Here is a 20,708-nt window from a genome sequence, read left to right on the forward strand (position 1 = left end):
GGGACGCCGGAAGCGATCCCCGCGATTGTTCGCCAGAGGAGATGCTAGAATGTGCGGGATCGCCGGAATTTTGTTGGCGCCCGATGCACCCAATGCAAGTGCGCTCAGGGCCATCGGACCGATGGCGACGGCGCTTCGTCATCGCGGACCTGACGGTGAGGCCTTCTGGGTGAGCCGTGAAGGGGGGTAGCCTTCGGCCACCGGCGACTGGCCATCGTCGACCTGTCCGGAGCGGGTCGCCAGCCAATGCTCTCCGCGAGCGGTCGGTATGTCATCACGTTCAATGGCGAGATATACAATTTTCGCGATCTGCGCCGTGAACTGGAAGGGGCGGGCCATCATTTCCGCGGCGCCAGCGACACGGAGGTCATGCTGTGCGCGATCGAAAGCTGGGGCCTTGATGCAGCCCTCGCGCGCTTCGCTGGCATGTTTGCTTTCGGGCTGTGGGACCTGGAGAACCGAACGCTTCAGCTTGCCCGCGACCGAATGGGCAAGAAGCCACTCTATGTCGCCTTGACACGTGACGCGCTTGTCTTCGCCTCGGAGCTGAAGGCGATCACTTGCTTCCCAGGCTTCACCCCGGAACTCGATGTCGATGCGGCGACGACGATGGTTTCCAACGGCTGGGTGCCGGATGACCGTTGCATTTGGCAGGGCGTGTTCAAGTTGCCGCCTGGTTCAGTCCTGTCGGTCACTGCGGCGCAATTCGCCAACGCCCGAGGCACCGGTTCGCTTGCGCATCGCATTCACCCTTGGTGGTCGCTGGCCGATGTCGCCGGCAAGGGACAGCGCGATCCGATAGCCGCCAGCGACGAGGACCTCGCGACCGAGCTCGACAGCCTGCTCCGACTGGCCGTCAAGGAACGAATGGTTGCAGATGTGCCGCTGGGCGCCTTTCTGTCGGGCGGGATCGACAGCTCGACTGTCGTCGCCCTGATGCAGGCACAGTCCCGAAACCCCGTTCGGACGTTCACCATAGCGTTCGGCGAAGGTGGGTTTGATGAAGCTCCCCATGCGGCCGCGGTTGCTCGGCATCTGGGCACCGATCATACGGAACTTCATCTCTCGCCGGCCGCCGCGCTTGAGGTCGTTCCGGAGCTGCCCCGGATTTGGGACGAGCCGTTTGCCGATGAATCGCAGATACCGACGCTGCTGGTGTCGCGCCTCGCGCGGCAACACGTAACCGTGGCGCTTTCAGGCGATGGCGGCGACGAGTGCTTCGCAGGCTATTCTCGACACTTCCTGGCAACCCGCCTCACAAAGCAGCATGAGCTGCCATTGTCATTTCGCCGGCTGTTGGCATCGGGGGCTGGGTTGCTGGCCCAGGCCTCTCAGAAAGATATCTTCGGCAATCTGCCGCTTTCGGCGAATATGCGGCATGGCTTGCGCGGTGACCGCCTGGCTCGCCTTGCCCGCCTGCTCGCGGCGCGAGATGAGGACGAACTCCTTCTGCAACTGACAAAATCTTCAGCCAACGACCTTGTTCATCGCAAGCCGTCGACAGCAGCTACCGACACGACAAAGCTCGACGGCCTGCTCTCGCGTCTCCTATTCGCCGACATGACAGGCTATCTACCGGGCGACATTTTGGTGAAGCTCGATCGAGCCACCATGGCCAACAGCCTCGAGGGGCGATGCCCGATCCTGGACCATCGCGTCGTTGAATTCGCCTGGCGCTTGCCAGCCCGTGCCAAAGTCCGAAACGGGAAGGGCAAATGGTTGCTTCGCCGACTGCTTGATCGTTATGTACCACGCCGACTGGTCGACCGGCCCAAGCAAGGTTTCGACGTTCCGGTCGGGACTTGGTTGAAAGGGCCCTTGCGCGGCTGGGCAACCGATATCATTGCCACGATCGGCCGCTCCGGGGACGGGATCATCGACCGTGAGAAGGTCGACGCATGCTGGCGCAATCATCTGCATGGAAGCCAAGATAATTTCCGCGACCTGTGGCCGGTGCTCATGTTTCAGGCGTGGCGCAACGAAGCCATGCGGCCATCGACGGTCGCCACGCACCCTTCTTACCATATCGAACTGACAGGGGATTGAGATGGAAGGTTCCATAGCCAACCGCGCCCGGCGTCCGCGCGCCAAGCAGATGGAAGTTGGGACACTTGAAACCAATCTGCGCTTGATGCGGCCGCCACGCGAGCCAACGCAATCGTCACCCTTACACCAGCTCGTCATCATCCTGACGACGCGAAAATGGTTCTTGCTTGCCATGGCCCTTCTGGGCGGCATCCTGGCCGGACTGGCAGGCTTCACCCGCCCGGTGCTGTTCGAGGCAACGACCCAGGTCATTATCGATGCCCCGAGCAGCAGTGCTTCGGGCGGCGTGGCATCCGCCCAGGACTCGCTGGAATCGAACATCGATGATCATCTGACGATGCTCTCCTCGCAGGGCCACCTGCGTCGGGTCCTGGCAGCACTGCGCAAAGCCCAACCAGTCGACGGTACCGGAAAGAGCGTCGTCAATGCCGTCCCGCCCGCGGCTGGCTCGTTCCTCATCGACCTCCTGAACAGGGCCTGGAGACAGGATAAAACAGTGGCGGAAAATCCGGACGCAGCGGACGCGCCCGAGTTGAAGGCGCTACGCAACGGAATGAGGGTCGGACAAGAGCTGCGATCGCGCGTCATCACCATCGGCTTCACCGATCCAACTCCGGCGCGTGCGGCACTTGTCGCGAACACGTTTGCCCAGGTCTACATTCAAGATCTGGTACAAAAAAGCCGGGCATCGGATCAGGTTCATCTGGATTCGATAGTCGCCAGCCTTCCGCAAGTACAAAGGGATCTTGTCGAAGCGACAGATCGGCTGGAGACATACCGGCTCACGCATGGCGCCGTCGATCAGACTGCGGCCAACAACGCAGCCAGTGAGACAGCGGAACTCGGCCGGCAGATATTCCTATCGAAAGCCAGTCTTTCCGCGTCGGAAGCGCGCCTTCGCCGTATTGAGGACCTGCGCAAGGCGGGCGCCCCGGTCACGGCCATCGCTGAAGAAATCGGGTCGCCCGTGTTGACGGACCTGGTGACACGCCAGTCGGGTGCCGCCGCCGACGGCGATCTGCGCAACGCGATCGCCCGCGAAATGGAGCAAAGCGTTGCCCGAATCGCTGCCGAGGCAAATGTCTACCGGTCCCAGGCTACGGCTCTTGAAAGTCGCAAAGCGATGCTCGACGCGGCCGTGGCCGACACGGCGAGCCAACTTTCGGGGCTGCGTTCCCTTGAGCCTCGGGTAGCCATCGTGACGCAGCATTACAACGAACTCCTGGGCCGGCAGCAGGACTTGACACGTCGCATCGCCGCTCCTTCCCCAGGCGTAGCGGTCCTTTCGACCGCCTGGCCGCCGTCGACCCCCATGACATTGTCGCCAATTTTCCTGATTCCCCCCGGCATGGTCGTCTTTGGTCTCATGGGGGCGGTCATTGTCCTGGTCCGCAACGGTTTCAACCAAACCTTGCGCAGTGAAGCCGAAGCCGAGGCCGAGCTTGGGGTCCCGTGCGTAGGACTGCTTCCCAGGGTTGCGGGACTTAACGCCAGAAAGCTGCGGCATCTGGTTCTGAGCCAGCAGAACTTGCCGTTCAGCCGCGCCGTGACTTCGCTGCTCGTCACTGCGGCGCCAACTCAGGGAAAGGGACAGCCGCCGCATATCATTCTCGTGACATCCAGCATCCAGGACGATGCCAAGACCGAGTTGGCATGGAGCCTGGCGCTGGCGGCAACGCGGCTGGGAGGAAGAGTGCTTTTCCTCGATCTCGATCGCAAGGATGTACGGCTCACGAACGGGTTTCGTGGTGAATTCAGCACCGACAAGGCCCGGAACTCCTTCGGCGACTATGTGAATGAACGTTGCGTGCTGAAGGATGCAATTACGAGGATGCCGGAAATCGGTATCGACGTCATGGCCGCTCCAGCACCTTCCGATGATCTCCTGACGCTTCTGTCCACCGTCGACAAATGCCAGTTCACCGAGGAGCTGCGTTCGGCCTACGACGTGGTCATCATGAACGGTCCCCTGGGCCTCGGGGGGCCTGAAACCAGGCTGCTTAAGCGCTGGGCCGATTCGGTGCTTTTTGCCGTTCGCTGGGCAAGGACGAGGCGCAGCATTGCCCGTGGTGCTCTGGATGCAATAGGAGCCGGCGGATCCGCCACCGTTCCAGTAGGGAGTGTGCTCACCCGGGTGAACCTGAAGAGGCTAGCCGGCTCCAGGCTCGGAGACAACGCCGATCTTCTGTTGGAGAGGGTTTGAAGATGCGTGTGCGATCTTCAACAGAAGCTCCAGGGAGCGATCGAGCCCCTAAATCGAGCCAGCTACACGATGATCATTGAATTTTTCGGACCTCCAGGATCCGGCAAAACAACCTTCGCACATGCGCTTGCGCAGCAGCTGCGCGGGAAAGGCTATCACGCCAAGGTCGCTCTCAGCTACAAGCCAAGCACCAGGGCCGCCAAATATGATCTCGGAATCTTTCTGTTCATATCACGGATCGTATCGGCGATGTTTTCAACAGCCAGAATACTGCTTTTTTCGGCAGGGCGAGCCGATGATATTTCCAATTCCTTTGCAATAGTGAGGATGATACCGCCAAAAAACCGAATATGGCGCGCGCGAATCTGGCGATACATCCTGCACCTTTCGCGTTGCTGGAAGTCTGCGGAGCAATCGCCCGAAATTATAATCTTCGATCAAGGATATGTTCAAGCGATTGGTTCGCTTGCGATGTTTAATGGGAGCACCAACCCCAGAGCGCTGGAAAAGGCGCTCAGCCTCGCACCGGCGGCCGATCTCACCGTCAGGCTCTTGGTGCCAGCTGCGGTCGTGGAAAGTCGCCTTCGTCGGCGGATGGAGCTTGAGCCGCCGGCGGAACGGATTTTCGAGGCCGACTTGAGCGTTAACATGCGCTCATTCGCCGTTTTTGAAGCGATGCATGACCTCCTGACAACATCTGGCCGGGAAATCATCTCCGTCGAAAACACCGATGGTCCATCGACCTTTAAAAGTATTTGTCGGATTGAGAGACAAATACTTTCTGCATTGTCGCGCTTCGATAGGTCGGTCGGCGAAAAGCAAATTGAGTTGCCGGCTCATCGCGCAGATGTAACTGGTTCAGCAACCGCACCGCCGCGCAACAAGGACATGGGCTCGCGGCTGGCTTGGGCAAGCATATTCGCCTTGTTGATCTATATTGGTGGCGCTGGTTTGACCAGTCTTGCACAGTTGGCAATTGCACGCCTTATCGGACCTCACAACTACGGTATCTATTCCTACGTTCAGGCTTGGACGTCAGTGCTCGCCTATCTGGCAACGCTTGGCTTTAATGTATCATTGTTGCGTTTCCTCCCGGCCTATAGGGCCAGTGGCAGGCTTGATCTAGCCCGCGGGGTGATAAGATTTGCGCTGCAGAGATCGCTGATAGCGGCAACCTTGTTCGGGATGATCGGCGCTGCGTCCGTCCTGTTCCTTTCAGATCCAACGGAAAGAGGGCTTGAGACAAGCATCGTGCTCGGCATGATGGCTGTGCCCTTGGTTACGGCCTATGCTCTCGGAGCCACGCTTGTGCGTGCTTTCGGCGGCGTTGTCTCGGCGTTGTTGCCGGAGCGCATCATGCGAGACGGACTCCTGCTCGTGTTGGTAGCGCTCCTGGCATTGTCGGGATTTCGAACAGTGGATGCGCCCTCGGTGACGATGGCGGTGCTTGTGAGTTCCGCTTTCACAGCGGCGCTGGTGTTCATCATCGCGAGGAGGTTTGAACCACCCGGCCTGGGACACGCCAAGCCAAGTTATGCCTCGAGGGAATGGTGGCTTGCCGTCCCCCCGCTCATGCTCATCACTGGGCTCGATGTTTTCGTCAGTCGGGCAGGAGTCCTGGTTTTGGGCTGGACAAGCCATATTGCTGAAGCGGGTATTTTCGCGCTGGCCTTGAATGTCGCGATGCTCGTGGGCCTGTCCCGTATCGCCGTGGCAACCATGTTTTCGCCAACAGCAGCCGATCTCTACGTCAGAGGCGATCGCAGAGGCCTACAACAGCTGTTCGCGCGCGCAACCCTGCTTTCTGCTGGCGGTGCCATCCTGGTGGCCGTCCCAATGATGGTGATAGTCGAGCCGTTCTTGAGCTATTTCGGTGAGGGTTATAGCGCGGGAGCGCCGATCGCACGGGTTCTGATTTTGGGATATGTCTTTGTCGCGCTGTGCGGGCCCCAACAGAATCTCCTGACCATGACTGGAAATGAATGGGCTGCGGCAACGACGATGGTAGCGGGTGCTGTGGCCAATATAATTGCCTGTGCAGCCGGAGTTGCGGTGTACGGCCTGCTTGGCGCTGCGGTGGGTGTGGCACTTGCACTGAGCATCTGGAGCATTGTCATGGCCGTCTATATCCGCAAGCGACTGAAAATCATGCCAGGCTTGGTTTTTGCCTTGCTGTCGATCAGGCCGAGCGCGGTCGATGCCCGTCAATGGCATTGGTTCTTGAGGGCGAGCAAATGAGAGCACTGTTTTCGCTACGGTGATTGCCGTCGTTCGGGCAGGAAGTCACGAAGCCCGGATCGCACAAAGGCCATAGGGCTGCACAGACTTCGGCGTATCTCTGTTCCGGACACCCGCGCGGGCAGCCGATACTTCGCGGGCTGTGTCCGTCATTTGAAGGATGCATCAGTTTCGGAGGCGCCCCAGGGTGTGCTCACAATCTGCGGAGCATCCATGGAACAAGCCCGAATGGCGAGCGCCTCGGCGCCTGCAGAGCGCCGTCGCTCGGAGAGATCGACGCCTGTCGAGCGCAGCCAACGCGAAACCCTCACCCAAGTTCAGGTCCTGCGCGCCCTCGCGGCTAGTTCGGTCGCGCTGCGACACGCCCAGCATGATGCGGCCACCCTGGAATTACAGGCCGGCCGCACCTTTCAGAGCTGGAATCCGATACCATGGAGCGCTGGAGTCGATATTTTCTTCGTGATTTCCGGCCTTATCATGGTGCATACGTCGCGACAGCTGTTCGCAAAGCCCGGGGGCGCGCGTCTCTTCATTTCCCGCCGGATCGCGCGAATTGTCCCGCTATATTGGGCGCTCACCTCGCTCTACATTGCGGTAGCGGTGGCCGCCCCAAATCTTCTCAACCAGAGCTACGTCGATTTCAGGTTTGTAGTCGAATCCTACTTATTCGTTCCGGCCAGTCGCCCTGACGGCGTCGTTCAGCCGGTCTACGAGTTGGGTTGGACGCTCAATTATGAGATGCTGTTTTACGTGCTGTTCACGGCGACGATCGTGCTGCCCATGCGGTGGGCAGTTACGGTCCTGCTCACGATCCTGGTTGGGATGGTGCTCTTGGGCGCTCTTGCGGCTCCTTTGCCAGAGCCTTGGGGTTTCTGGACCAATCCGATCATCCTCGAATTCGCTTTCGGCGCGATGATCGGGGTCATGTGCGCCTCGGGCCTGCGGCCTTCCGGCCCAATCAGGGCCTGTGTCGCCGCAACGGGACTGGGTGCCCTGATGCTTGCGGCGGCGTTTCCTGATATCTCGGCCGGCTTTGGTCGCTCTGTTGTGTATGGCATTCCGGCGTCTCTAATTGTTTGGAGTGCTGCCTTGGCACCCCCGGGTAAACTGAGGCATGACAGCCTGGCGGCGAGGTGGGCCGCTGGCGTTGGCGATGCGTCATACGCTCTTTACCTCATGCATCCATTCGTGATCCGCGCCATGCGCATATTGTTCTGGCGTACAGGCTTGATCTTTGTGCTCGGCCCGTGGGCCTTCATCGGTTCCGCCTTGGCGATCACCCTGGGCGTGGCATTTATCATCCACCGTCTGTTCGAGAAGCCGCTCACCCGCTATGCGCGGCGCCTTTTGGGGGTCGGGCACGGCACAGGACGGCAGCTTGGGTCCCTTCCATTGCCGGCGTATCCCAAGACAGATTGAAGGCGAGCCGCGACCCTGCCACACCAAGGAAATGCCGCTGTTGTGCTCACTATGCCGTTGCCGTAAGGCCGGTTGGTCGCACCTGTCCGACGGGGCATGCATGGAATTCCCGATACCATTCCACGAAACGTTGCACGCCGTCCTCCAGTGTTGTCGCCGGTGCGAAGCCAACGGCGCGGCGGAGGTCCCTGACATCGGCGCGGGTTTCCAGGACGTCACCTTGTGGTAAAGGTACGTTGACGCGAAGGGCGCGGCGGCCAAGGGCCGTCTCGATGAGCGCGATCAGATGGTTGATTTCTTCAGGCCGATCATTGCCGATATTGTAGAGCCGATACGGGGCCGAGCTGGTGGCAGGATCGGCAGCGCGACCGTCCCAATCGGGATCCTGACACGGTGGTTTGGCGAGCACGCGAACAACCCCCTCTACGATGTCGTCGATATAGGTGAAATCCCGCCATACGCGCCCGGCATTGGCGATTTCGATCGTTCGGCCCTCGGCGATGGCATGGGTGAAAGTATAGACAGCCATGTCGGGCCTGCCCCAGGGACCATAGACGGTGAAGAAGCGCAGTCCGGTTGCGGGCAAGCCGAACAGATGGCTGTAGGAATGCGCCATGCACTCGTTGGCGGCCTTGGTGGCGGCGTAGAAGCTCACCGGATGATTGGCACCATGATGCTCGGAAAAGGGTATGCGTCGATTGGCACCATATACGGAGCTCGACGAGGCATAAACGAGATGGCTGACGCCGGCGTGTCGGCAGCCCTCCAGAACGTTGAGAAACGCGACTATGTTTGACTCCACATAGGCATGCGGGTCCACGAGCGAATGACGTACCCCGGCCTGGGCGGCCAGATGCACGAAGTGCGATGGCTGGAATTCGCAGAACAGCGCTTTCACCAGCGACCGGTCCGCCAGGTCGAAGCGCATCGGCGTGAACCTCGGCTCGGCGCAGAGCCGTGTAGATCGCGCCTCCTTCAGCTTCAGGTCGTAGTAAGGCGTGAAGTTGTCGACGCCGATGACCTCGGCGCCGAGCCGCAAAAGGCGTAACGCAACATGAAATCCGATGAACCCAGCGGCGCCCGTGACGATGATCGGCCCCGTGTGCGTAAGGGTCGACGCAGCACCATCCTGCAGCCCGTGAACGATATCCGCCAGCTTGTTGACCTTCGAATCTGCTTCGGCCATGGCAAGTCACTCCCGTTTCCAGGTTCCGCGTTCCGCGCCATCTCGGCAGCGCTTGAACGATCGGAAATGGCGCCGCCGGCCTTGTGATCTACGCGACAGCGCGCTCAATGCGGGCCGCCGCTGTCTGAATCAAAGCGGATGCAGACAGCAGTCGATTTCTCATGGCAAAACCGAAATGCGCCCCAAAAGAGCCACTAGTTCCGCCTGACGCCTCGTGTCGGTCTTGGCGAACAGCGAGGCGAGCTGAGAGCGAATAGTCGTGCGACTGAGATGCCAGCTACGGGCGATCTCCAAGGGCGCGTCGCCATGGGCGAGGCGTAGCGCCAACTGCGTTTCCGCGCTGGTCAAACCGAACATCCTTTGCAACGTGCGAGGGTTGGCCGCCGATTTGTTATCCCGGTCCAGCAATGCGACGACGGTTGTCCCGTCCGGTGTAACGACGCCCGTCTCGTTCATGGTCACCGGCCTGTCGCCTCTGCTGTGGATCACTACCCATGAGAGTGAGCCCGGCTGGAGGTGGACCGGAACATTCGCGACCAGCCGCCTCAACCCGGCAGCAAGCTCGACGGCTGTATCAGTTGCTTCGCCCTGGCGTGCGAGGGTGTCCCGAGCGGCAGCGTTCCATTCTATTACTTTCTTGTCTCGGTCCAGGACGAGATAGCCGCAACCCATACGATCAAGCATGCCGGTGATGGATTCCAGGCTGCGTCGTCGAGATCCGCCGACCCTTGCGTCCGGCCGGTCCACAAGGCTTATCGGCCTTTCGTGGCGGGTATCGTTCAATACAATGTATTGCCTGCCTGCAAGCGCATCGTTTCGCGTTTCAATCAGTGTCATCGCTTCCACCCAACCCATTGCTACTGACGCAAATCAAATCTGATGAAGTTGCTGCTTCAACTTGAATTTCCACATACTGCGAGAAATCTGCGAATGGTTTTTCCGCAGCGTCTCTTGGATATATCTTTCTGAAGAGCGCTCCTGACACCATGATTTTATTCGCCGGCAAAGTCATGGCAATCGGGCATTGGGATTAGGTGCCACCCCTTCGGCCTAGTCTCGACGGACTAGACCGAAAGTTGTAGTCTTTGCGCATGGGTTCGGACCTGCGCTGGCTCAAATCGAATGTGTCGAGCACTACGTGGGCTCATCTAGCTTCGCTTTTGGTGTTTGCAGCATCGATAGCATTCGAGGCGATAAGTACGGTATATGGCGGCCAGCCGTTGCCGCTTGTTGCGTTTATCCCCATAACCGTTGTCATCGTGTATCTTGAGGGCCGTTTTGTTGCCATCGCAGCAACGCTTCTGATGGCGGTCGCCGGCTTGTGGATGCGACACCTGTTGGACGGTCACCTCACTGGTGGAGACTGGACCGGGGCCGTCTTCCTTCTGGGTTCGGGTAGCCTGATCGCAGCTGTGTTCCACCGCCTGCGACAAGATCTGCATGGTGCGCTCAGGGTGGCAGAAGCGAGGCTCGGTGCCATCGACGCTGCCGCCTTGGGCTTTGCTAATACCAATCGCCATGGCGAACTGCTGCAGTCGAACAGACGGCTTTTGGAGATGACCGGCTACGCGCACAAGGAACTTGCCCAACTCAAGCTGGAGGAACTCATTGTCCCCGACGATCGAGGTACTGTGCGGAAACTTTTGGAAGATTTGGGCAATGGGACCGCGTCTGCTACGGATATCCGCGTTTTGCGCAAGGATGGCACGGCATTCTGGGCTCACCTGGCCCTGTCTTCGTCGCGGCCGGAAGAGGCGCCAAATGAGAGCGTATTCGTGGTGGTTGACGATATTTCCGAGCGACAAGCGGCACGCGAGGCCCTTCGGGCTCAGAAGGAATGGCTCGATCTCGCCGTATCTGCCGGGCGCCTGGGCACATGGCAAATAGACATTGAGGATGGGACAGTCGCCGGCTCCGGCAAGTTCTGGGACATCCTTGGTCTGCCTCCGGCCCCAGTCCGCCGCTTGGAAGAACTCTCGGCCGTAATCCATCCCGTCGACTGGCCGAAGTTGTCCGCCTCGGCAAAGCCTTCATCGGCATTGAACTTTGACGTCGAGATTCGCGTCCGGCAAGTGGATGGTCACACACGCTGGATTGCATTGCGTGGACGGCAGGAAGAGCACGGCGACCGCAAAATGCGCATCGGGGTGGCGGCGGATCTGACCGAACGTCGACAAACAACTTTGCTGCGCGCCGCCGTAAAGAGACGCGAGCGCATAATGCGCGAAGAGCGCCATCGGTTCAGCAATGTGTTTCCAGTGATTAGAGCTCTGGTCAACATGATCGATATTCCCGACAATGATGTTGCCAAATACAAGGAGATGTTGATCGATTGGATTCGAACACTGGAGGCGACCCATCGCATCCTTTCTCGTCATGCCAACCTGTCAGGGATGCTCCATGAACTCGTGGACCGGGAATTGCAGCCCTTCAAGGAGACACGCGACATTACGATCAGTGGACCTTCCCTCACTGTGCCAAGCGGCGCCGCCGAGGGCTTGGCGATGATCCTTCACGAGTTGACGACAAACTCGGTGAAACATGGTGCGCTGGGTGACCCGAATGGCAAGGTCGAAGTTAAGTGGCGATTTGCATCCGAGGACGAAGGTGACGACCTCGTGTTCGATTGGGTGGAATCGGGCCGACGGAAGAGTTCAAAAGTCGTACGCCGCGGGTTCGGGTCACTGATAATCGGTGTGGACAGCACGCCGCTTGTCGGGCATTCCCCGAATATGGAAATAACCGAAGATGGCCTTCGATATTCGCTGCGTGTATCGCGCAAAGAAATTGAGGAATTTGGATTGCAATAGAGCCCCTCCAAGTCGAAGCCGAATTGGCCAATTAACCGATGGTGTGGGCCCTTTGCTGCGATTTCCTGCAAGCAAACTCGGGCCGGTTCGAGGGGCATACGTCAACTCGCCTGTCTCGTCAGCCAGCTTTGGAGCAACACAGCTGCTTCGGTACGGTTTCTAACCCCAAGCTCACGCAGCACGGCTGCGGCATGGATTTTCGTTGTCGCCTCGGCAATGTCCAGATTGCGGGCAATCTCCTTATTCGAGTACCCCTCTGCCATCAGCTTGAGGACGTCCTTCTGTCTAGACGTCAGCCTAGCGACGTCGCCCGAGCCCTCGTGCCGGCGGCTGGCATTTTGAACCGGAGGTGGGGGGGCATGCGATCTCTGGTCGGCAGACGTTCGAGATAGGAGAGATGGCACATAGATCCGGCCAGCGAGGATTTCGTTTACAGCCAGCACGACTTCTTCGTCGCTCTGCGATTTGACGATATACCCGTGAAGTCCGATCGAAAGCGCGGTCAGTATCTCCGAGCGGGAATCATCCCCGGAAACGATCGCAAAGCGAGTGTCAGGATAGGCAGCCATAAAGTCGCTGAGCACTTCCTGATGGAACAGCCCAGGCATGTTCAGATCGAGGATCGCAAGATCGATGGACGCCTGCTCCTCTAGAAGATTGACCGCGGCATCGAAACACGAAGCTTCGAATATTTCGGCGCTTGGAATTCCAGCCATGAGTGCCAGCCGGAGACCACGCCGATATAAGCCGTGATCGTCGGCAATGACGATCCGAGCCATGCAACTACCCCAACGCGTTACTCGGTTCCCGACGAGAAAACCCGCTGGAACCTCCCATTCGCCTATGATCGACAATCCGTGGTGGTCCTAAATGGCGGCCATCCACTGGTCAACGCATCACAGTGATGTCCGCAGCGTCCCATCCACGCACATCCAGAACGTCTAATATAATACTAAATTGCGAAGCTCATCCATAGATTTTTAACCCTGGCGTGCGGTGCCTGTCCGCAAAACGATGCCGGTTTCCCATCTCTGGGTCCAAGCCAGCTGTTCAGGACCATCGTAATCATGTGGCATCTGTTATGTCGCCACCCGCTGTCGCCGGACCTGTAGGCCGGTCCGGCCCTGGCGGATCGCAGCTTTCTTGAAAGCAACTGTTTTCGTTTTATCGGCGTCATGATCAGTGCCCAATCGCGCTTCTGTAGGCTGTTGATCTCGTGGCCATCTAATACCTTGAACGTTTTGAATCCCTACCATTCGAATGCACGACGACAGCCGCCCCGGCTGTCACATACCTTTTCGCATATGATGTTCGGATTGCCGCCGAGGTTTGGCCGGATTTGAGGGTGTGCCCTGGCCGGACAATGGAACACCGATCCCGAACAAAGCCAACTGCAGATCAGGAGGATCGAATGAAAGCGGTGATTCAATGTGGTGGGATGGGTACGCGCCTTCGACCGTTTACATCGGTCCTGCCGAAACCATTAATGCCGATAGGGGCCAGGCCTGTTCTTGAGTTGCTTTTGAAGTGGCTGCGGCGCAACGGCATTGAAGAGGTATATATTACGACAGGGTATCTAGGACATTTGATCCGGAGCGTCTGCGGCGACGGATCGCAATGGAACTTGAAGATCAAATATACCCAGGAAATGGAGCCACTCGGCACCGTCGGACCTCTCTCTCTGATTAGGGATGAACTGAACGAAACATTTGTCGTTCTGAACGGCGATGTCCTCACAGATCTAAGCCTGAGCCGGTTTGTAGCCGCGCACCGCTTGCATAGGGATCCCGTTACGATCGCCACGGCGTGCCGTCATATCAAGATGGACTTCGGGGTCATCGACGAGATCGACAATACCGTCCAGCTCTTCCGGGAAAAGCCGACGCTTTCCCATCTCGTCAGCATGGGGATTTACTGCATGAACCCAGATGTCCTGCGGTTCATTCCGTCCGGGATCCCATTTGGGTTCGATGACCTGATGCTGCAGATGATGCAGGGCGGCACGACCGTGCATGTTTACAAGCATGACGGTCTTTGGCTCGACATCGGTCGTGTCGATGACTTCCAGAATGCACAGGCAATTGCCTGGGAAGATCAGTCGTCCTCAATCGAGGTCGCGGCTGCCGCTGCAGCCGCATGAAAGTCTGATGCAGAGGTCTAGCCACTAACAAGGCTTTCAGGAGGTCAAGATGCTCTTGGTGAGCGCCCCGATCCTAGGCGTGCCAGAGAAGGCAGCCCTGTCGCAGGTGATTGATAGCGGCTGGCTTACGATGGGGGACAGGGTACGAGAGTTCGAACAGGCCTTTGCCAGCATGCATGGCGCGCGAGATTGCGTCGCGGTTGGTTCCTGCACCGCAGCGCTCCATCTTCTCCTCCATGCTTTGGGCATCGGCCCTGGCGACGAAGTACTGGTTCCTTCGCTGACGTTCGTGGCGACGGCGAATGCGGTGCTGTATGTAGGGGCGACGCCGGTCTTCGTCGACATCGAGTCCGTCGACGTGCCGTTGATCTCGGTTGCGGAAGCCGAAGCGCGGTGCACGACGCGCACGAAAGCGGTCATTCTCGTTCACTTCGCCGGGTATCTCGCCGATCGGGAACAATGGCAGCGGTTCGCCCGGCTTCGCGGGCTGCATATCATCGAGGACGCTGCGCACGCGCCCGGGCTTAGGGAAGTCGGGACCTTCGGCGCCGCGGCCGCGTTCAGCTTCTATGGCAACAAGAACATGACAACGGCCGAAGGGGGCGCCGTGATTGCACGTGACCCCGATCTGCTCGACAGGGTTCGCCTGGCCCGCGGGCACGGAATGACCACGGGGACGCATCAGCGGCTGAACAGTCGTACGCCGCAATATGATGTCACGATGCTTGGGTTCAACTACCGAATGGACGAGATGCGAGCGGCAATAGGCCTGGTTCAGCTGCAGAACCTGCAAGAGTGGAACGAAATCAGGCGTATCATAGCTGTCTTGTACCGACGCCTGATCGCGGACCGTTGCCCAGCTATTGTCATTCCATTCAGCGAACCCCGGACGTCGGCTTACCACATCATGCCGATCGTCCTGCCGCGCTACGTGAGCCGGCAGGATGTCATCGACGAGTTGCGGACACAGGGCATACAAACCACCATCCACTACCCGCCGGTGCACCAAATGACGTTCTACCGCGAGCGCCTTCCCGGCGTGAGTTTGCCCCACACAGAGGATTTCGCTCAGCGAGAGCTCACAATTCCGCTGCACCCCCAGGTCACTTCCGCCGCCGCCGAATCAGTCGTGGCTGCCCTGGCAGCCGCGCTCAAAACAGGCGCGCTCAAAGCAGGCGCCCAAAGAGGAACTGCTGCATGAATGCGTTAGACCCTGCCTTTCACCGGATGTTCGTTCCAAATCCTGATCACGGCTTTGCGAGACGCGCAATCGATCTTGCGGTGGCGGGCATCGCTACCGTCGCATTGGCGCCATTGATGCTGCTGATCGCCGGAGCGCTTCTGCTCGAGGGCGGTGGCTCGATCTTGTTCGCTCAGACCCGCATCGGGGCCGGCGGCCGAACCTTCCGCATGTACAAATTTCGCAAATTCGGTGTGAACTGCGGCTCTCAAGGCCTTGCGCTGACGGTCGTGGGCGATACACGCATGACCACCGTTGGCCGCTTTCTCGCAGCGACGAAGCTGGACGAATTACCGCAGCTGTGGAATGTCCTCAAAGGCGAAATGGCGATCGTCGGTCCACGACCCGAGAGCCTAGCTTTCGCCGATTGTTTCCGGGGCGAGCTTAGGGCCGTGCTGCAATACAAGCCAGGCCTGCTGGGTCCAGCCCAGGTCGTTTTTCGGCACGAAGCACATTACTTCCCCCAATCCGTGGATCCGATCGTGTTCTACCGGGAGGTCATGTTCCCCGCCAAGGCAACACTGGACCTCTCATATTATCCGCGACGCACCATCGTCTCCGACCTCGCGTGGATGGTGCGGGGAGTGCTGGCAGTGGTCGGTTGGGTTCCGGTACCGCCGATCGACGTTTGAATATCCAAGGGAAGCGTTCCAAACAGCCAAGAGAATGCGCAGTGATGAGCTACAATGGAAAGAAAGTCCTGGTGACCGGCGCGGACGGATTCATCGGTTCGCATGTCACGGAGGCGCTTGTTCGCAACGGGGCAGATGTCACAGCCCTTGCCCTTTACAATTCCTTTGACAGCCATGGATGGCTAGACGATCTGCCGGACACCATCCGCAGCCAGTTGAGGCTCGTCCGTGGTGACGTCCGCGACAGTGCGTTCCTTAACCGGATCATGCGCGGCCAAGCCGCGGTTTTTCATCTGGCGGCGCTTATTGCGATTCCATACTCCTACGCCGCTGCCCAGTCCTATGTGGAAACCAACATCTTAGGCACGGTGAATGTCCTCGAAGCGGCGCGCCTATGGGAGACGGAGCGGGTGATCCATACCTCGACGAGCGAGGTCTATGGAACTGCCCAAACCATGCCGATCGGCGAAACACACCCCCTGCAGGGACAGTCACCATATTCGGCATCCAAAATCGGCGCCGACATGATGGCGGAGTCCTACGCCAGGTCGTTCGATGTCCCTGTGGTCATCATGCGACCCTTCAACACGTATGGCCCGCGCCAGAGTGAGCGCGCCATCGTGCCGACCATTATCCGGCAAGTCCTCGACCCGAAATGTCCTGCGATCATGGTCGGGGATACCAGCCCGATCCGCGACCTGACCTATGTCGAAGACACCGCGACAGCGTTCCTGACCGCAGGTCTCGCCCAGCTCGAGTTCGGCCACGCGTACAACGCTGGCAGCCAACGCGCTGCGACCGTCTCGGACGTATTGGCCATTGTTCTTGAGTTGACCGATTGCAAAAAGCCGGTCCGTCGTGATGAAAGCCGCCTGAGGCCGCAAAATTCCGAAGTTCGCGCCTTGCTCGCCGATTCCTCGCGCTTTGAACGTGAGACTGGATGGCGGACACAGACCAGCCTGCGCGATGGGCTGGAGCGAACAATCACGTGGTGGCGCGAGCGCCTTAGTGAAGGCCGGGTACGGCGCGAAGTGGGTTACATGACATGACCCTGGGCGGCCGTCATGCGTTGGCGCTGTTGCTGGCTGCCGGTGCCATATCTCCCAACATCTACGTTGCCGGCGGCCGTCAAAGCAAGGCAGCGGAGGCGGCGGCCACAGCGGTTGTGGACAACCTGCCGGGCTATGTGCACGAAACAAGGGATCCTTGGTCTGGCATGGTTTTCGCACGGATCACCAGACCGGGCGTTCTCGGCCGGGCAGGTGTATGCGGGAAGAAGTACTGCACCCACCGTTACTCAAGCGCACAGGCTTGGAATGCCGACCAGAGCCTGCTCCTGATCGCCAATGGTTGCGGTGGCCTGTGCTTTCTCGACGGACAAACCTACTTGCCTTTGTTCCACCGCAACCGCGCTACCGAATGCGAATGGCATCCCACTGATCCCGAGTTGATGATCTGCGTCGGGGGCCGGCAGATTGCGACATGGGCGCCACGTACCGATCATGAGGACGTCGTGTTTGCCTCCGCAGCGTACTCCAACCTCAAATTTGGACCCAACAAAGGCAATCCGAGCCGCGACGGCAGCCGGATTGCGGTGCGTGCAACGAACAATGACGGCAGAGCGGTGGTTTTTGGCTACGATCTCAAGCAACGGCGGAAATTCCCGGATATCGATCTTGCCGAATTCCCGGGAACGACCGGCTCCTGCTCGATCTCACCACTCGGAATCAACATAGTGTGTTCCCAGCAATTACCGGACGGAATCGAAGCGAGTTTCGTCTTCTCCATCGACGGCATATTGCGCCAGAAGTGGATGGAGCACCATCGACCGGGCCATGGCGACATGACGGTCGATTCCGACGGAAGCGAAATCTATGTCGGGATCAGCAAATCGGATCCTGACAAATATCAGGTGATCAAGCGCCGCTTGGCTGATGGCAAGGCTACCTCGCTGATGAAATATGGCGAGGCCATGCATGCGTCACTCAGGTCGCTCGGCAGGCCCGGCTGGGTGTTTCTGAGTTATGGCGGCACGCCAGCCGAACTATCGCAGCACCCGGATTGGGCGCCTTACGCTCAGCAAGTCATTGCTCTGCGTCTAGACGGCAGTGGAGAGGTCCGCCGTGTCGCAGACACGCACAACGCGCCCTTCGACTACTGGAGCGAGACGCATGCCTCTCCCTCTCCGGACGGCTCCCAGGTGGTCTGGTCCAGCAACTGGGGCGTGCCCGGTGGCCCGGTATACGATTTCGTTAGTCGTGTTGAATGGCCTTTGAAGCCGGTGTTCGACCGGAAGGAGATTGTCGCAAATGACCTTCAGTAGACGATACGTTCTTGGCGCAGTCGTGATGATGTCGCTAACCTCGATGGCTTGCGCAGGCGAGGTCGAGCCCTATCAACTGTCACCTGGCGATACGGTCGAGATAGGAATAGCGCCGATCCCTGATCGGACGCAGCGCGCCGTAGTCCAGATGGATGGCAATATCGCCCTTCCGGAGGCGGGGATGATCATGGTCGCAGGCCTGACGGCGTCTCAATTGCAAAGGCGAATGCAAGAGCTCTTGCCAAGCAAGATTTTTCACGTGCGTCTGACTGACGGGCGGGAGCAGACAGTTACTGTCGAGCCCGACGATGTCACAGCAATCATAGCGGACTATCGCCCGATCTATGTAACGGGCGATGTGCTCACCCCAGGACAACAGGCCTACCGTCCGCTCATGACTGTACGGCAGGCGCTGGCCGTTTCCGGCGGCTTCAGTTTTTTGCGATCACGGGCGGGCCAGGCCGGGCCTGATCCGGTCGATCTCAAGCGCGATTACGAAATGCTCTGGGGAGATTACACGAAAGAATACCTTCACGCTGCCCGCATTCGCGCCGAGCTTCAGGGCCAGGCGGATTTCGACAAGAAGACACCACAGGGATCACCTCTTTCGCCGAGCGTTGTAGCCGCGATGGCTCAGGCTGAAGCAGAGGCGCTAAAGGTTGCGCTGAGTGATTTCCGGCAAGAGCAGGATTTTCTGGAGAAGGGCCGGACGGACGCTGCCGAGCAAATTGGCGTTTTGCAGAAACGCGAACGAGTCGAGGGCGAGAGCGTGAAGGCGGATGAGCAAGATTTGGCGCGAGTGACGAAGGCATTCGATGCAGGCAATCTGACCAACACCCGGCTCGCGGATGTCAGGCGCGCGTTGCTTCTGTCTTCAAGCGGCGCGCTTCAAACCTCGGTCGAACTGATGAGGGCGCGGCGCCAGCAGGAGGACTTTGTCAGACAGCACGAACGCAACGACAATCAAAGGAGGATTGGCCTGCTGACGGATCTGAAGGACACCAACGCCCGGCTGGCGGATGTCACCGCCAGGCTCCATGCCGCCAGCGAGAAGCTGCAGCCGACCGGAGCATCCACACAGCCATTGCCGATTGCCGGCGAAACGGTACGGGCCCAGGTGACCATCGTGCGCAAGATCGGCAATGAATGGCGCAAGCTGTTGGTTGACGAAGATGCCATTGTGCTGCCGGGGGATACTCTCGAAGCCAGATTCAGCAGTGAACTGCAAAGTGTGGCAGTCCAATAGGGCGTCAGCGCAGTCCGTGCGGAGCTTACTGTTCTATCGGGGGGCAACCCAACTGACGGAGATCCAAGGTGAGGCGCATTTTCAACCAGGGAGCGACCCTGACACCCTCAACGAACGCGGATCAGAAGACGCAGTCTGCAAGTTATGCTTCCCATATGCCGTCAGCGCGAATTGTGCGGTCCAGGTCGCGCGCCGGTGAGTCCGGAAATCGGCATGAATTTACGTCCAGCAAGGAGAGCAATGCGCAGGGCGGCTGGGTGTCGGACGGCTACAGGACCAGCCATTGCGCGCCCGGCTACGGCCTACATTACAACAAAACGCACAGTTCCGGCTATTATGGCGCGCTTTGGGAGAACATCGAAAAGCCCCTGATCCTCGACGTTCTTCGCCCCTTGAGCGGAGCGAGCCGAAACTGCCTCGATTTCGCATGCGGAACAGGTCGCATCGCCGAGGTAGCCGCCGGCCTCTTCAGCGAGGTGGTTGGCGCCGACGTTTCCAGAACTATGCTCGACAGCGCTCAAGTACCGCCCAATGTGAGTTTGCGTCACGTCGACGTGACAAGGGAGCAGTTGGGTATGACGTTCGATGTGGTAACCGCATTTCGTTTTTTCCTGAACGCAGAGGATGAACTGAAATGGCATGCACTGAAAGCGATCAATGAGCACCTGAAAGATGGCGGGCGGCTTGTGTGCAACGTTCACATGAATGCGACGTCGCCCGTCGGCCTGGCGTGCCGGCTGCTCAATCGAGTGTCTGGACGCACAATTCGCCACACGCTGAGCGCAGCGAGGTTCAAGGCCCTCCTGACTGCCTCGGGATTCACCGTCGAGCAGACGATACCGTACGGTTACCTGCCTCGGCCGGGAAACCTGTTGCCAGGGTTCTGTGAAATGATGATGCAGCCTGTCGAGAAGGCCTGCAGAAGGCTTTGCGTTCCTGGCCAGCTGGCGCAACACTTCCTGGTTGTTGCGAGGAAGCGCTAAAGCGCGAAAATGCCCCGAAAAAGGGCAGGGGGTGGTTTTCTTGGGCCGCTCCGCCCGGCATGAAGCCCCGCCCAAATACCATGGAACGGCAGTTTTCCCCCGATTTGACATGTGGGTTCCGGGTTTCTGAGGGCAGCGCCACGATTTTGCTACATTTTGACTAAAGTCCAAGCATGTTAGTGGGGCGTAATATTAGAAGGCTAAGGGGATACGCTCCTGAACAGCAAGAGATTGTCGGTGCC

14 protein-coding genes and 1 pseudogene are annotated in these 20,708 nt (G+C 59.1%); 12 read left to right on the forward strand and 3 right to left on the reverse strand.

The features are described from left to right. Nucleotides 1-49: 49 nt before the first annotated feature. From asnB to NKL04_RS02000, 4 genes and pseudogenes are all read left to right on the forward strand, one after another. Nucleotides 50-2,046, forward strand: a pseudogene (gene asnB, locus NKL04_RS01985) (asparagine synthase (glutamine-hydrolyzing)). Between the two features lies 1 nt (nt 2,047). Further along, nucleotides 2,048-4,249 (forward strand): GumC family protein, encoded by a 2,202-nt coding sequence (locus tag NKL04_RS01990; RefSeq protein ID WP_023701110.1) that lies wholly within the window; start codon nt 2,048-2,050, stop codon nt 4,247-4,249. 69 nt (nt 4,250-4,318) lie between these two features. Then, nucleotides 4,319-6,487 (forward strand): polysaccharide biosynthesis C-terminal domain-containing protein, encoded by a 2,169-nt coding sequence (locus tag NKL04_RS01995; RefSeq protein ID WP_031209392.1) that lies wholly within the window; start codon nt 4,319-4,321, stop codon nt 6,485-6,487. Nucleotides 6,488-6,700: 213 nt separating this feature from the next. Then, nucleotides 6,701-7,906, forward strand: coding sequence for an acyltransferase family protein (locus NKL04_RS02000; RefSeq protein WP_023701108.1), 1,206 nt, complete (start codon nt 6,701-6,703; stop codon nt 7,904-7,906). Nucleotides 7,907-7,955: 49 nt separating this feature from the next. Here the strand turns inward: NKL04_RS02000 and NKL04_RS02005 are convergent, their stop codons facing one another. Together NKL04_RS02005 and NKL04_RS02010 are read right to left on the reverse strand one after the other, a co-directional pair. After that, complete coding sequence (locus tag NKL04_RS02005; protein ID WP_084568533.1) at nt 7,956-9,092, reverse strand: NAD-dependent epimerase/dehydratase family protein; 1,137 nt, start codon at nt 9,090-9,092, stop codon at nt 7,956-7,958. A gap of 159 nt (nt 9,093-9,251) precedes the next feature. Then, complete coding sequence (locus NKL04_RS02010) at nt 9,252-9,929, reverse strand: helix-turn-helix transcriptional regulator (protein ID WP_023689781.1); 678 nt, start codon at nt 9,927-9,929, stop codon at nt 9,252-9,254. A gap of 254 nt (nt 9,930-10,183) precedes the next feature. Here NKL04_RS02010 and NKL04_RS02015 point away from each other — a divergent pair, with 254 nt between their 5' ends. Further along, complete coding sequence (locus tag NKL04_RS02015) at nt 10,184-11,902, forward strand: PAS domain S-box protein (RefSeq protein WP_352723195.1); 1,719 nt, start codon at nt 10,184-10,186, stop codon at nt 11,900-11,902. Between the two features lie 101 nt (nt 11,903-12,003). On the opposite strand, the gene NKL04_RS02020 is transcribed toward NKL04_RS02015, so the two are convergent. After that, entirely contained in the window at nt 12,004-12,681 is a 678-nt protein-coding gene (locus NKL04_RS02020; RefSeq protein ID WP_023681040.1) for a LuxR C-terminal-related transcriptional regulator, read from the reverse strand. Between the two features lie 632 nt (nt 12,682-13,313). Here NKL04_RS02020 and NKL04_RS02025 point away from each other — a divergent pair. From NKL04_RS02025 to NKL04_RS02055, 7 genes are all read left to right on the forward strand, one after another. Continuing rightward, nucleotides 13,314-14,042 (forward strand): nucleotidyltransferase family protein, encoded by a 729-nt coding sequence (locus NKL04_RS02025; RefSeq protein ID WP_023681041.1) that lies wholly within the window; start codon nt 13,314-13,316, stop codon nt 14,040-14,042. A gap of 49 nt (nt 14,043-14,091) precedes the next feature. Beyond that, nucleotides 14,092-15,243: a DegT/DnrJ/EryC1/StrS family aminotransferase gene (locus NKL04_RS02030; RefSeq protein ID WP_023689783.1), complete on the forward strand. Its 1,152-nt coding sequence runs from the start codon at nt 14,092-14,094 to the stop codon at nt 15,241-15,243. Further along, a complete protein-coding gene (locus tag NKL04_RS02035) occupies nt 15,240-15,914 on the forward strand; it encodes a sugar transferase (RefSeq protein ID WP_023681043.1) in 675 nt (224 codons plus the stop codon). The genes NKL04_RS02030 and NKL04_RS02035 overlap by 4 nt, the downstream gene beginning before the upstream one ends. Nucleotides 15,915-15,958: 44 nt before the next feature. Next, nucleotides 15,959-16,963 (forward strand): SDR family NAD(P)-dependent oxidoreductase, encoded by a 1,005-nt coding sequence (locus NKL04_RS02040; protein WP_023681044.1) that lies wholly within the window; start codon nt 15,959-15,961, stop codon nt 16,961-16,963. Further along, nucleotides 16,960-18,237, forward strand: coding sequence for a hypothetical protein (locus tag NKL04_RS02045; RefSeq protein WP_023701105.1), 1,278 nt, complete (start codon nt 16,960-16,962; stop codon nt 18,235-18,237). Before NKL04_RS02040 ends, NKL04_RS02045 begins: the two co-directional genes overlap by 4 nt. Beyond that, nucleotides 18,224-19,483 (forward strand): polysaccharide biosynthesis/export family protein, encoded by a 1,260-nt coding sequence (locus tag NKL04_RS02050; RefSeq protein ID WP_023701104.1) that lies wholly within the window; start codon nt 18,224-18,226, stop codon nt 19,481-19,483. The genes NKL04_RS02045 and NKL04_RS02050 overlap by 14 nt, the downstream gene beginning before the upstream one ends. Nucleotides 19,484-19,551: 68 nt before the next feature. Next, on the forward strand, nt 19,552-20,466 hold the full coding sequence (locus NKL04_RS02055) for a class I SAM-dependent methyltransferase (RefSeq protein WP_245271400.1): 915 nt from the start codon (nt 19,552-19,554) through the stop codon (nt 20,464-20,466). Nucleotides 20,467-20,708: the final 242 nt, after the last annotated feature.

Source organism: Mesorhizobium sp. C264A, assembly GCF_040324515.1.
Classification (GTDB): domain Bacteria; phylum Pseudomonadota; class Alphaproteobacteria; order Rhizobiales; family Rhizobiaceae; genus Mesorhizobium.

Excerpts from the sequence above, each read along its gene's own strand:
- NKL04_RS02040 (WP_023681044.1), top strand. The coding sequence starts at position 15,959 with ATGAGCTACAATGGAAAGAAAGTCCTGGTGACCGGCGCGGACGGATTC.
- NKL04_RS02015 (WP_352723195.1), top strand. The coding sequence starts at position 10,184 with ATGGGTTCGGACCTGCGCTGGCTCAAATCGAATGTGTCGAGCACTACG.
- NKL04_RS02030 (WP_023689783.1), top strand. The coding sequence starts at position 14,092 with ATGCTCTTGGTGAGCGCCCCGATCCTAGGCGTGCCAGAGAAGGCAGCC.
- NKL04_RS01995 (WP_031209392.1), top strand. The coding sequence starts at position 4,319 with ATGATCATTGAATTTTTCGGACCTCCAGGATCCGGCAAAACAACCTTC.
- NKL04_RS02000 (WP_023701108.1), top strand. The coding sequence starts at position 6,701 with ATGGAACAAGCCCGAATGGCGAGCGCCTCGGCGCCTGCAGAGCGCCGT.
- NKL04_RS02035 (WP_023681043.1), top strand. The coding sequence starts at position 15,240 with ATGAATGCGTTAGACCCTGCCTTTCACCGGATGTTCGTTCCAAATCCT.
- NKL04_RS02045 (WP_023701105.1), top strand. The coding sequence starts at position 16,960 with ATGACCCTGGGCGGCCGTCATGCGTTGGCGCTGTTGCTGGCTGCCGGT.
- NKL04_RS02010 (WP_023689781.1), bottom strand. The coding sequence starts at position 9,929 with ATGACACTGATTGAAACGCGAAACGATGCGCTTGCAGGCAGGCAATAC.
- NKL04_RS02050 (WP_023701104.1), top strand. The coding sequence starts at position 18,224 with ATGACCTTCAGTAGACGATACGTTCTTGGCGCAGTCGTGATGATGTCG.
- NKL04_RS01990 (WP_023701110.1), top strand. The coding sequence starts at position 2,048 with ATGGAAGGTTCCATAGCCAACCGCGCCCGGCGTCCGCGCGCCAAGCAG.
- NKL04_RS02005 (WP_084568533.1), bottom strand. The coding sequence starts at position 9,092 with ATGGCCGAAGCAGATTCGAAGGTCAACAAGCTGGCGGATATCGTTCAC.
- NKL04_RS02025 (WP_023681041.1), top strand. The coding sequence starts at position 13,314 with ATGAAAGCGGTGATTCAATGTGGTGGGATGGGTACGCGCCTTCGACCG.
- NKL04_RS02020 (WP_023681040.1), bottom strand. The coding sequence starts at position 12,681 with ATGGCTCGGATCGTCATTGCCGACGATCACGGCTTATATCGGCGTGGT.